The organism is Paenibacillus sp. SAFN-054 (genome assembly GCF_051966755.1).
Lineage (GTDB): Bacteria > Bacillota > Bacilli > Paenibacillales > Paenibacillaceae > Paenibacillus_AQ.
On the sequence record NZ_JBQCKS010000001.1, the window covers coordinates 1,127,038 to 1,139,405 of the forward strand.

Genomic DNA, 12,368 nt, shown 5'->3' on the forward strand with positions numbered 1-12,368 from the left:
TATCTGAGGAAGCGTTGCATTATTGTGATTTTGTTGCTGAAACATTGATTTACAGAACCATGCAATGCCCATAACATACATAGATATAAATGATCAGTTGATGGGGAAGAAAGGAGGTTTGCCGCTCTTCAGGCACGACTACTTTAATCGAAGAATGGAGAGTTCATGATGCCTCGCAAAAGTCGGTTCTTATCCAAGCAGGGAGTTCCGATATGGACCCTCTTGGGAATCACGTTTGCTTTAGCGAGTACCGTTGTTCTGGTTGGTTTCTATCATATTTCGGGGGAGGAATCGCATCCCGGCATGACCAATCAGATCCTCTCTTACACGGGTTATAGCCGGGTAATTGAACAAGAGGAATATGATTTTTTCCGCCAGTTGGCGAGACGGGAAAGCGGAGTAAACGGTAATTTATTGAACCAAAAGACGGAGGAACTCATCGAAACAGCCAGTGCACAGTTCTACCTCGGCAATAAGCTGGGACTGTATGGGCCCTATTCTTTTGCACAGCTGCAGGAGCAGATGAAGCAGGAGAATGCCAAGAGAAGGTTGGACAAGGAGATGGGAAAAGCGATCTTCGGACCGGAACAATTCGACATCTTCAGTTATTATCAATACGTGTCCAGCAATCTGGAGCTGAAGATGATTGACTACCTAGCTTCGCATGCCGATGAAACCTTGGTAAGACAAGCCAATTCCTACTTTGAAGAGAATCTCGAATTATATAAGCGTCCCGAACAGATTGTTTATACCTTGACCGAGCAGGGGAAAACGGATGAACATACGATCGACGGGTATCAGTTGAATTCCCTGAGCAATGCCGATTCGAAACTGGCCGACATCCTAAGAACAGGGGAGGCGGGTCAGGAATTCTCTTACTCCTTCGGCGAGATCTTGAGACGCGGTAAAATTGTAAGTATCAAGAAGAATAGGACAGATTTTGAGGAGAAGAAAACAGCAATAATTAGCGATTATCTGAAAAGCGGATACTATCATGAACTGCTTCTAGAGATCGGGAACCATAATCCCGTAGTCTATGACGGGCAACGATAGATATCGGGCTTTTTTTGTTTGCGAGGAAAGAGTTTTCAACATTTTTGATATTAACGGAAAGGTCGGAAGCGAATGAATAAGAGAATGACATTCGGTTTATTTAAACAAAGCCTGGCCATGTTCCTTGTTCTTACACTGATTGTCTCGTTGACTCCCATGAATCTGGTCAAGGCTGCATCCTCCGTTACTTTGGAGGAAGTAAATCTGCTCAAGAATCCAGGCTTCGAGGATGCTGATCTGATTCCAAACGACGGCTCCGTAAAAGACCTTTATAACCATTGGTATGCATACCGCGGTCCCGTAAAGGTAACGGGCACTGCATCCGCTCATTCTGGTAATTATGCTGTCAAAAGCGGCACCGCTGGCGGTTCATTAGAGCAAGATGTGAGCGGACTGCAGCCAGGTCTGACCTATGAGTACTCCGTGTGGGTGAAGGCGGATGATGCAGCCAAGGGCTCGATGCGGCTTGGGGTTAAAAATTTCGGCAGCAGTCAGCTTACCGTGAAGGCGACCAACAACGAATGGACGCAGTATTCGATACAGTTCACGCCTGTCGGTACGGATCGTGCGCGTTTGTTCGCGTGGCTTGAATCCAACCAGGCCGGAAACAACTTTTATGTCGATGACGCCAAGCTGACTGTGAAGAGCGATCTGAAGCAGGTAAAGGTTTCGAATGGATATCTGATAGCTGTGTTTCAGACGGGTTCAACTGCCCCCTCGATGAACGATTTCGGGGTATCCTATATATCTTCGCTGAATCCAAACGCGACCATACCGCTTCAGATGACCGGATCAACCGTAAGCGAAGATAACACCCAGCTAACCATGTTGTTCGAACCCATCAAGGCACAGCCCGCAGACCAAACGATTACGATGTTCGTGACGTATAAAACGAATACGAGTCTGACCCTTGATTTCCCGATCGCCGCTTCCGGGGAAGAGACCGTGAATGCAAAAATAAAAAAATTGAATGCAGCGAACGGGACCCTTACCGCCGTATTCGATCAAAAGCCCTCTGTGGCTCCTTCGGCTTCTGATTTCAATTTTGAATACAAAATAGATGACAGCGAATTCAGAGCTTTGAACACAAGGGATTTCGCTTACGATAGCAGTAGCCTTGAGGCAACCTTTGCCTTCGACCGGCTGCCATCCAAGCCGGCCAGTCAGGTGATTACGGTTGAGGCCATTTACCGGGGAAAGAGAACGCCTGCGAATTTTACGATCCGTCCATCGGAAGGCGCTACCTATTATGTCGCGAATTCGGGTTCCGATAATCAAGATGGAATGAGCCCTGAAACCGCCTTTAAAACCATCGACAAACTAAACACGATACAATTTATGCCGGGCGATCATATTTATTTTAAGACGGGTGACGTATTTAAAGGGGCCTTCAAGCCGAAAGGCTCCGGCAAAGAGGGTTATCCCATTGTAGTAGCCAGTTATGGAGATAAGAATGCTCCCAGTCCCGTTCTCCAGCCAAGTGACCAGAACTGGTCAGCCATGCTGATGAGTGCGGAGTTCAGCAGGACGGTTACCGTGAATAACGGGATCTCGTTCTATAACCAATCTTATTGGGAAGTACGGGATCTGGAATTATCCGGGCCCAGCAATGGTCCCGATTCGGAAGTCTACCGCAGAGGGATCAACATTACGGGAGAAGATGCTGGCGATCTGAATCATTTTTATTTTGATAATCTTGTCATTCATGGATTCCATGGCCCGGACACGAATCAGGGAAAATCGTCCGGGGGCATTATGATGGAGGTTCAGGCCAAGCCGAATACACCGGCATCCGAACATGTTCCGACGTCCATCAACGACATTCGGATCACGAACAGCGAGCTTTACAATTTGGGCCGCTCAGGCGTCAACTTTGTTTCGGTGTGGGCTCGCAGGGCGGAGACGACGGATACGAAATGGGGCCCTTATCCAAGCAACCATGCACCCGGAAGAGCGGGATACGCTTGGAAACCATATCAAGATTTTTATATGGCGAACAATCTCGTTCATGACATCGATGGCGACGGTGCGATAATAGACAACAATAAGGATGCCGTTATCGAAAATAACCTGGTGTATCGCGCGGCTTCCAGCGGTTCTTATGCCGTCGGCCTGTTCAACTGGAATTCGGACAACACGACCTTCCAATTTAACGAGGTATACGACACGAAGCGTGCCGGCGACGGGCAGGGTATTGAAATCGATGCGCTGAATGATGGAACACTGGTGCAATACAACTATGTACATGACAACGCGGGCGGTACATTCATGTGGTGCAATACATCCGGTCTTTACGGGTTCAATGGCATATACCGCTATAACATCAGCCAGAATGACGATACCGAGCATGGGGTGGTCGATTGGCGACCAGGCACCTTTGGTGCGATGGCCTACAATAACACCGTATATATGAAAGCGGATGGATACAAGAAATTCATGTACGGCAGCGGCGGTAGCTCAGATGCTAAATTCTACAACAATATTTTTTATTATCCCGGGGCTACCCCGCATGAAGCGGCAGATTTCAGCGAACGCAATATTGATTGGAAAAACAACCTGTTCTATAACTTCAAGAACACGCCTTCGAATGATAGCGGCGTGATAAAGGCGGATCCCATGTTCGTAGACCCCGGTATGGGCAGAACAGGGTCCGGCAAACCGCTCGGTGCTTCCAGTCTGGCAGGATACCACCTGAAGCCTGGATCCCCAGCGATCAATGCCGGAAAACCAATAAAGGATAACGGAGAAAGAGATTATTTTGGGAATCCGGTGAAAGGGACCCCAGATGTGGGTGCATACGAATCGAGTACCTTCTCTTTCCAAGTCGACTCCCCTGTATATGCGGTAGATCAAAAGCTCAAGACGATTTCGATTCGCGATAGTGAACTGCTCACCGTAGATGCAGTTCTCTCTAACCTCGTCTACGATGAAGGAGTCCACCTGAAGGTATACCGAGGTTCCGAAGAGCTCACTGGGTCGGAGGAAATTGATACGCGTGATATCTTAAAGCTTGAGCATGAAGGCGCGGAATTGAGTTACACCTTCTCAGTCATTCATGATCCGGACCTTCTGGCGCTGACTTCCAAAGTCTATACGGTGGATCTAGCCCGCAAGACCATCGGCATACCGCAAGATCAGGCCATAACGGTAGATAAGCTTCTAGGGAATCTCGTTTACAGCCCTGGAGTCTCCGTTCGTGTGTTTCATGGATCTAAGGAGATTAGCGGTGCCGATACCGTCGCTGTCGGCGATCTGATGAAACTTGCTAAAGGGACTTATCAAGCGGTTTATGTCATTTCAGTGCCTCATCAAGCAGGCTCTTCCGAACGGGATATTCCCGTAGTGCAGTATACGGCATCGGCAGGCAGCGTGGAACCTGGCGGCGGCGCGAATGAAGGGCCAGCCCGACTCGTACTGGACAACAATGCAACTACGATCTGGCATTCTTTGTGGAAGGGCGACAGCCGGGAGAACCTCTACATCACGCTCACCTTATCCGATAAGCCCTACATGGTTGACGGGCTGCGCTATTTGCCTCGTTCAGGCGGGGGCACGAATGGTATCATCCAGCAATATCAACTGCAGTACAGCACAAACGGTACCGATTTCATTGATATACCCCGTGGTACAGGTGATTGGGGCGTAACCGGCTGGCAGGATGTTCAATTCGCTCCGGTTGCCGCAAAGGCCATCCGTCTTTACGGAGTTCAAACCCTCAGCTCCGAAAGCGGTAAAATATTTGCGTCTGCCGCGGAAATTCGTCTCACGGGTTATGAGAAAACAGGCGGGGATACAGCACCTCCAGGCGCACCTACCGGTCTTACAATAGATGACAACAGCATCACGCAAAACTCGGCCATCGTTCGCTGGACGGCGCCTGAAACAGATGATGTCATCGGCTATTATGTATACGTCAATGACGGAAACCGGGATCAGATCCATTATGTCAGCGGGGCAGGTATCACTTTCGCATCAATTCAAAATTTGATGGCAGGTACGCAGTACACGGTGACGGTCACAGCAGTCGATCGGACCGGCAACGAGTCTGCGAAAAGCGCTTCGGCAAGCATCGTCATTTCGGACTTGAAGCCACCGTCAGCACCTTCGGACCTCGCGGTTTCTGAGGTAACGGATACGACGGCTACCTTGATTTGGAAGGCATCCACGGGCGAGGCAGACATAACAGGTTATGAGGTTTACAAAATTGACACCCTGCTTGAGACAGTAGATGGCACGAGATATAAGCTGACGGGCCTGACAGCTAAAACCAGCTATCCCATTAAAGTCAGAGCCATCGACGCTCAAGGCCATAAATCCAGTTTCAGCTCCATTGTCGTAACCACGAAAGACGCAACGGCGCCAGGGACGAATCCTGTAGCGGTATTATCATCTGAGAGCAGCGTTCCATCCGGCAAGGAATTTGCCGTCCAGATGGGAATCAACCAAGTGAAGCGGAAGATCTACGCACTCGATATTCGGATGGAATACAACGCTGATTTATTGGAATTCGTTACCGCCAAGTCAGCGAAGGAGGGCGTCTCTCTTGTTGAAATTGCCAAGGAAACTCCAGGCAAGCTGAGATTCATCATGGCAAGCACCGGAGAGGCCAATGCGATTGCTTCGGATGTTCAGCTGCTCGAGCTGAACTTTAAAGCCAAGGCCGTTGAGAAGCCGGTGACCACATCGATATCCTTGTTGGACATCATATTGGGTGATGATCAGGGGGAAGAAACCAAGGCTGTCTCGTCCTCCATCGACGTGGAGATTACACCAGAAACAATGCCTCCAGTCATTCCGGGAGATGTGAACCATGACGGTAAGGTAAGTATTGGAGATCTTGCCATGATCGCAGCTCATTACGGCAAAACTTCCGAAAGTGCGGATTGGAAACAGATCCAACACATGGACGTGAATCAGGATGGCAAGATTGATATCTTGGATCTTGGATATGTTGCCCGTAAAATGGTCGAATAAGACCTGTATAATAGTTTATAGTATCGTATAGAAAACAGCCCTTATCCCGCTTGGGGTAAGGGCTGTTTGACGAGCAAAGGTGAATTATAGAGGAGGCACCCGCTTGGGTGCCTTTGGGTTTTATATTTTAGAAGATCCTTACTACTGCACCGGAGCCGAGATCATCGCTTTCAGGATGTCTTCCGGAAGCTTGTCCATGCCCCAGAACACGGCAGTATAATAAATATCGTTCTGCTTCCATATGTAATATGGAAGTTTTATATTTTCGTCGGATAATAAGTATACATGATTCTTATCATCATAAGTCCAAATTTCGACGCCGTCTAACTCCATTGTCCGGATGAGCGAGAGACGGGACGCATCGAAAAGCGGTTCATTGCTCTGATAAAGTGAGACAGAGGAACCATTCGGTGTATGATAAGTCGTCGTCCAATAAGTCGTCCATAGAGCGTCCGTCGCTTGTCTGAACCCATACCGGGTATTATGGTCGCCGGCTCTAAGCAGTATCGAACCACTCAGTTTAAGCCCGGGTAATTCCTGAGGGATTTTCACCTTAAAACCGAGAGTATTCTTCGCCGCAATCAAATCCTTCTCATCGTACATAGGAAATGAGTTTCCGGCTCCGTCGTAGCGGACATGCTGTACTTCCTTCGGTATAACAAAAGATTGCACCATTTTCGTAATATCTTCCTGCGACATATGCTCACCATAATAATTGATCGCGTACCATATGCTGCCATCCTGCCAGTAGAAGCTTTTGCCCGTTTCCGGTCTTTTCTTGTAACTTCTCATCTCCGTGAACAAAGTGCCTTGGACTTTGCCGATCGTCACGGCTTCCTGTCGGTACTCTAGCGTCTTATTCGGATTCGGGGGAATCTGAGAGTAAGGTGCACCCCACAATTCACCGTTTTCTATCAAATTGCCGGTGCCCTTTGAAGCTTTGACTTCAATTCTTTGATCATTTTTTTCGCCAAAATGAGATACAAAAGAGACGGATACTCCATCGATAATAGGATCAGTATCTTTGATGTTGGTGACATTCTTAAAATATATAATACTTTCCAATTGATACCCATCAGGTAGATAGTCAGGTACTTTATAGTCATATTTCGGAAAATCGAGGGCCCGATCGAGACTATGAAACCATCTGAATCTGTCATTGTATACAGGATACAGATTCGAACCTGTGTTTACTGATTGGGTATTCGTGCTCAATATATTATCCTTCGTTAGGGTACTCTTACCGGCATCCTGCGCTTTGGTGAGCACGATGACGCTGAGGACAATAACCAAAAGAATAGCAGCGAGGGATAGCTTGTACGATCCTTTTTTAAACTTGGCGATCATCATCATTCTCCGTTTCGCTTCATATTTGTTGTCCCCAAAATGCGACAGGTCGATCCGAGGAGAGGATTTCCGGGAAATGGAACGCGTTAGCATGAGTAAGGTCATGCCGTAGGACTTAGCTTCACATTCGCCCAGCAATTCAAGAACACTCGCGTCACAGGCCACCTCCTGGTCGGCTTTCATCTTTCTTACGGAGTACCATATCCATGGGTTAAACCAATGCATGCCTAAGGAAAGAATCCACAAGAAGTTAAACCATAAGTCCTTACGCTTGTAGTGCATCAGCTCGTGCATAAGAATATGTCTTAGTTGACTGGGAACGGCAATCGTAATGATATCTTCGGGCAAATAAATCTTTGGTTTCCATAGTCCATGTAGGCAAGGGCTAAGGAGATGGCTTGTTTCATAAGCGTTTATACGTTTTTTGATGTTAAGGCTCCGTTTGCAATCTTCAAGAATGGTGAGGACTTCAGCATTTTCGATCTTGAAGGCGTTGCCTACTTTTTGTCTGAATATCATTGTGCTAAACAGGTAATATCCGCCCAAGCATAAAAAACCTCCAAGCCATACCAATGAGCCAATCGATAGCCAAATCGGTCCATCTGTGTTCCTTGGGATGTGCTCTTGTGAAGAAAGTGATACAACGGATGATACCGCATCGTTCGCACGGTTTAGGGTGAATTCGGGGAGCTGTTTTGGTACATCCGTATTAGGGTATGGAACGTTCGCATTGGATCCGGCCTTCGTAGAAGGATTGTGCTGCTCATTGATCTGATTTGAGTTCATCGGTTGCAACATATGCGGCAGCGCATTAAACACGCTTATCGGACTTTGCGGAGAAACGGGAACCAGCAGCTTAATCAACACAAGAAACCACAATATATGTAAGATCCTCGGTTTAAAGTAACTTTGAAAAAGCTTCCGTATCAATAGAAATAAAATCAGGATTACCGTCGAAGCTACGGAGGCAGTGAGTACAAGAGAGAAGAGGTATTCCAGGTACCTCATGACTTTTTCTTCTTTTCCAGAATTTGTTGGAGCTCCTCAATATCTTTTTCCGAAAGGGTCTCTTCTTCGAGAAATTTCGCGCATAACATCCCTACAGCTCCTTTATAAACCCGATTTAGGAATGAATGATTCTCGGCTTTTAAATAGTCATCATGCGAAATCATGGGATAGTAGAGGTAGTTCCGGCCTGATTTTTCGAAGCGAATCGCATTTTTCTTGTGAAGCCGGTTCAGGAAGGTTTTTATTGTCTGGTCTGACCATTTCATTTGATTCGTTAATTCAGAAATGATCTCGTTGGCAGACAAAGGCTCTTTTTGCCAGAGGAGCTTCATCACTTCGCTTTCAGCCTCAGTAATATGTATGGATTCAGGCATCGTATTCACCTTCTTGAAGTTTATTGTTTACATCTGTAAACGATATTTAAAGTTTACATGTGTAAACGTAACGTGTCAATCCTTTGTTGGAAGCAATACCGGTAAGTTTCAAAAAAATGATATAGTTTAATCAGTCACAGAATCATTCTGGAAAGGGAGGATCACACCTTGATAACATACGAAATTCCTGAAATTTTGAAAAAGCATGAAAGCATAATAAAAAAGACTTTCCGATACAGTAATGAGATCCGTTTAAAACGTGAAGAAACGAAACCCTGGGAGAGTAAATTAGGCGGATGTCCGTATCTGAGAAATATAAATGAGTATCCACTGGATGAGGATGGAAGGCCCATGTTGTTTTTAGCGCAAATCAACCTCACAGACCTTGATAAACTGGATGAATTGCCCGGCAGTGGGCTTCTGCAATTTTATGTTGCAAATGATGATATGTTTGGGCTGGAGAGCCCTATTTTAGTCCGATATATTGATCCTGTTGAAGAGAATGAAGAGCACCTAGTAGAGAAGCACCCTTATGAAAATGAAGACTACATGGAGAATCTTCCTTTTTCACATAGCGGAAAAATGTATTTTGAAACAAGGGAAATGCCCATGTCTTCCTCCTTAGATGTATTTCAGGAGACTTTTATGCATGAGCTTACGGAAGCGGAATATGAGAAACTGAGTGACGATTGTTACAGCAGTGATAGCAGAATTGGCGGCTATCCATATTTTGTTCAGAATGACTATCTCGGTTTTGATCATGATGATTTTCTTCTGCTGCAGCTGGATATCGAAGATGAATGCGGTATTATGTTTGGCGATGCCGGAAACTGTGTTTTTTCCATACCGAAGGATGCTCTTAAAAATAGGGATTTTTCCAAAGCAGTGTATGATTGGCAATGTTGTTAGTGAGAAGGGATTGGTATATAAAGTGACGTAAGTCTACAAGAACATAAACGCGTATAAGCCGCATTGCTGCGGCTTTTTTGCGCCTAAAATTGTTTACAGGTATTCGCAAAGAAAATCCGTGAATTTCGCCTTGGAATCCTTGCCAGTCGCATATAATCCAATGATTACACCCGTAAACCCGCCAGCCACTTCAGAGGATAGGTACTTGGTTTGGGCTTCCCCTAACACGAACTCTTGGCCCTGGGATTGCATCGAGAATATGTAGCGTTCATGGTGTGCGTGAATGATCAGTTTAGCTTCATGGGACGATGTCAGGGGAAGGGCTTTTTGTATGGATCGAATGCTTCCAATGTTCAGCCTCTCGATAACCTCAATACCAGATTCACGATGGGAAATTGCCAGATCGTAGTGATGATTTTCGTCCATATACAGGGTAATTCCGGCTTCGCCAAACGTTGATAACGAGACATTGCAGGTAATTGTGGCCAGGAAATCTTTTTGCCTCAATCCAATCAACGTGGGGGAGTCGGCTTGATCCAGTGTTATTTCTGTTCCCTTTAGAGTCAAGCGGTTGCTTTGGAATTCATAATTTTCAATATGAGGATGACGAAGATAACACCAATCGATGCTTAAATTTGTATTCTCAAAAATGAATGTCCTTTTTTCAACTTGCGTCATGCCTGAAGGTAGGCGGTCCGTTTCAAATGCTTTTCTCGTTGTGCCATTGTCTCCAGCCGTAAACCAGCCATCTTCATGAAAGGTAACGGGTGCGAGAAAGACTTCTCTTCCAAGATGATGATAAGGGCTCCATTGTCCCATTTGTCTGAAGCCGAGATGGACAATCCACCCGTTTCCGTTATCGTCTTCGATCAGATCCCCATGGCCGATTCCTTGAATTTCATACCCTCCAAGATTTCGATTCGTTAATACCGGATTATGAGGATATGCCTGAAAAGGGCCTTGTAAGGACCGGCTCCGTGCGTAAGTGATCATATGCCCATATTCCGTTCCACCCTCTGCCGCCATAAGGTAATACCAGCCATGGATATGATACATGTGTGGACTCTCCAAATAACGTCCGCCGGTTCCTTGCCAAAGGGGAAGGGAAGGGGTTAACTTCTCGCCCGTTACAATATCAATCTCACATTGAAGGATAACTCCGCGTCCTTGTTCATCCGTTCCATTGCTCATGAAATAGGTGCGATTTCCTTCGAAAAACAGGTCAGGATCAATTCCGCCTTGATCTATAAACAGGGGTTCAGACCATTCGCCGTAAATATCATCTGTCCACACAATGAAATTCTGTCGTGTCGTGTCGTTTGTAGTTGTTAGATAAAAGCGTCCGTTATGGTGGCGGAGCGTTGGTGCAAAAACCCCGCCTGAACTGTTAATTTGGTCAAGTTTAATTTGACTTTGTCGGGTTAGCGCGTGACCAATCTGTACCCAATTCACCAGGTCTTTACTCTCAAACAGCGGCACGCCAGGAAAATATTGAAATGAACTACAAGCCATGTAATACGAATCGTCTGCTTTACATACACTGGGATCGGGATAACATCCTCTGATGATCGGATTATGATATTTCATACGAACCTCCGAAAACGTTTTAGACACATACTAAATCAATTTTTATAAAAAGACAATAGAATAGCATTTACTGCTCGCATGCAGGAGCTGGCACAAATCGGAATTCAACGGGAGAGAGATCACATCCCATCGAAGTTCAAAACTGGCGATGACAAGACAGGGCTTGGAGGAAATGAAGCGTGATATCCTTTTTTCGGCTTCTTTTACCTCCTTTTCAGCTGTTTTCTCCATTGTGCCGGGCTTATTCCGTAGGCCTTTTTGAATACTCGGCCAAAATAATGGACGCTATGGAATCTCGTTTGTTCCACGATCTTTTTGATAGGCATTTCACTGCCGGACAAGTAGCTGACCGCTGCATTCAGCCGTAAATGCCGCAAATATTCGAATGGGGTTATCCCTTTTTGTCTCTTAAACACACGAATAAGATAGGAGGGATTCAAATGTACCAATTGGGCAAGGGTTTCCAGCGTTATATCCTCTTTGTAGCGCCAGTCCATATATTCGATGACCATATCAATTGCATCTTGTTCATTCAGTTTTTTCTGTTCCGCTGCACTGAACGAAGGCTTGGTGATATCGTTCAATAAATGCGAGATTAGCTGAAGGGACTTCTCGATTTCCAGCAGGCAAACCTGCTCAAGATTAGCTTTGGATTGAGCACCTTCAGCTGTGAGTAGATGATAGGCCGTATCAAGCGCTTTAAGAATCAAATCAGCCAAAAGCGTTTTGGAATAAAAATCATTTCTCTGCTGCAGTCTGTTCCACCGATCCATATGCTCGTCTTGAAACGGGCTTTCATCATTTAGTAGAAGCTCCCAAAAACGATATTTGGACTCTGCAGAAATACTTTCGATTTCATGGGGTGTTGAAGGTGTCAGAATGAATACCGCAGGTGCTTCAGCTATACATGAATGGCCCCTCCAATGGAAGAATACTTTTCCTTCCGTAATATATAAAACTTCAGCATAGTGCAGATGGGCTCCGCCGCTGTAGTCCTCAGCTCCGCGGACAAGTGTCCCTGAACCATATGTACGTATTTGCAAGCTGTACCCTCCCTCTGTTACAAAGTCGATAAAGTGCAATTGTTCATAGATATTATCGTAAATAAATAAGATC

General features: G+C 45.9%; 7 protein-coding genes. 3 read left to right on the top strand and 4 right to left on the bottom strand.

Translation table 11 applies throughout. The annotated features are described in order from the left end of the window. Positions 1-168 precede the first annotated feature (168 nt). Complete coding sequence (locus ACTHPM_RS05325) at positions 169-1,053, top strand: hypothetical protein (RefSeq protein WP_440394151.1); 885 nt, start codon at positions 169-171, stop codon at positions 1,051-1,053. Positions 1,054-1,137: 84 nt separating this feature from the next. Continuing rightward, on the top strand, positions 1,138-6,027 hold the full coding sequence (locus ACTHPM_RS05330; RefSeq protein WP_440394152.1) for a fibronectin type III domain-containing protein: 4,890 nt from the start codon (positions 1,138-1,140) through the stop codon (positions 6,025-6,027). A 141-nt stretch (positions 6,028-6,168) separates the two neighbouring features. Here the strand turns inward: ACTHPM_RS05330 and ACTHPM_RS05335 are convergent, their stop codons facing one another. Further along, positions 6,169-8,382 carry a M56 family metallopeptidase gene (locus ACTHPM_RS05335; RefSeq protein ID WP_440394153.1) on the bottom strand — a complete coding sequence of 738 codons (2,214 nt, stop codon included), beginning with the start codon at positions 8,380-8,382 and terminating at the stop codon, positions 6,169-6,171. Beyond that, on the bottom strand, positions 8,379-8,756 hold the full coding sequence (locus ACTHPM_RS05340; protein WP_440394154.1) for a BlaI/MecI/CopY family transcriptional regulator: 378 nt from the start codon (positions 8,754-8,756) through the stop codon (positions 8,379-8,381). Before ACTHPM_RS05340 ends, ACTHPM_RS05335 begins: the two co-directional genes overlap by 4 nt. Positions 8,757-8,924: 168 nt before the next feature. On the opposite strand from ACTHPM_RS05340, the gene ACTHPM_RS05345 reads away from it, so the two are divergent. Continuing rightward, the gene (locus ACTHPM_RS05345) at positions 8,925-9,665 is read left to right on the top strand and encodes a YwqG family protein (protein ID WP_440394155.1); all 741 of its coding nucleotides are present in this window, start codon (positions 8,925-8,927) and stop codon (positions 9,663-9,665) included. A 93-nt stretch (positions 9,666-9,758) separates the two neighbouring features. Here ACTHPM_RS05345 and ACTHPM_RS05350 read toward each other — a convergent pair whose 3' ends face one another. Both ACTHPM_RS05350 and ACTHPM_RS05355 read right to left on the bottom strand, forming a co-directional pair. Continuing rightward, on the bottom strand, positions 9,759-11,252 hold the full coding sequence (locus tag ACTHPM_RS05350) for a glycoside hydrolase family 43 protein (protein ID WP_440394156.1): 1,494 nt from the start codon (positions 11,250-11,252) through the stop codon (positions 9,759-9,761). Positions 11,253-11,455: 203 nt separating this feature from the next. Then, entirely contained in the window at positions 11,456-12,295 is an 840-nt protein-coding gene (locus ACTHPM_RS05355) for a helix-turn-helix transcriptional regulator (protein WP_440394157.1), read from the bottom strand. Positions 12,296-12,368: the final 73 nt, after the last annotated feature.